Origin of the sequence: Protofrankia sp. Cr1 (assembly GCF_963555865.1) — a bacterium.
Taxonomy (GTDB): Bacteria; Actinomycetota; Actinomycetes; order Frankiales; family Frankiaceae; genus Protofrankia.
In genome coordinates this window covers 1,778-2,583 of the sequence record NZ_CAUVXO010000705.1, presented here as the reverse complement: position 1 = coordinate 2,583, position 806 = coordinate 1,778, and the positions used below count along the sequence as shown (strand labels likewise).

General features: G+C 63.3%; 1 protein-coding gene. It reads right to left on the bottom strand.

Annotated elements, in window-relative coordinates; translation table 11 throughout:
* Nucleotides 1–673, bottom strand: a 673-nt coding sequence (locus tag U9980_RS28295; RefSeq protein ID WP_322770720.1) for an ImmA/IrrE family metallo-endopeptidase, incomplete at its 3' end; no start/stop codon positions are given.
* Nucleotides 674–806: the final 133 nt, after the last annotated feature.

Below are 806 nucleotides of genomic sequence, written 5' to 3'. Positions count from 1 at the left end.
TGCTGACGTGCAGGCGAGACGCCACCGTCCGGACCCCGTTCGGGTCGCTGATGGGGTCGGGGGAGTCCGTCACGGCAGTCGCCACCAGGTGTGGAGGCATCAGGAACATGGCTGCGAACGCGTTCGCGCGCTGCTCGATTCCCCGGGGTGCCCAGGGGCCGCTCGCAATTGCCAGGCGGCGCCCTTGCGCCCGATCATAAAGAATATGGCAGAGTTCATGTGCCAGGGTGAACCGCACGGCTGCGTGGTTGTCCGCATAGAAAGAGCTGCCGTTGACGACGACCGTCGGCCTGTGCTGCGGACCAACAATGCTGCAGGCCCGTATAGTGGGATCATCGAGCCCGTGGTCCAATCGGGCAATCCCGAGATCCTGAAAAAGGTGCTCGACGTCGATCCAGTCACCTGTGACGTGAAGTTTCTGGTGAAGCGACTCGGCAAGGTCGTAGCCCTGTTCCCAAGGCGTGACGGCAGCTCCAAGTGATTCTTGTGTAGTCAGCTCCTTCAAGTACTCCGATTCGACGTCCGAGGCGCTGTACTGATCGATGAGAACCTGTGCGAGTGTCCGTACGTCGGCTTCTGAGACCGTTGGCGACACGGCGCCGAACAAAAGGGCTGCCTGGCATGAACCCGCTATGACCAGCGGAGTGTCGTCCGTCGCCAGCGCAGCGTGCACAGCTTCGTCCCGCCGCTGGCCCCCCAGCGCCCCCAGCACTGCCGACCAGGTGGACCTGATGTCCTCCTCGGTAGTTCGGCCGAGAAGTCGTTTCGACATGGGAGGTGCGGTTGCCAGGCCGGCGAGCCATCGC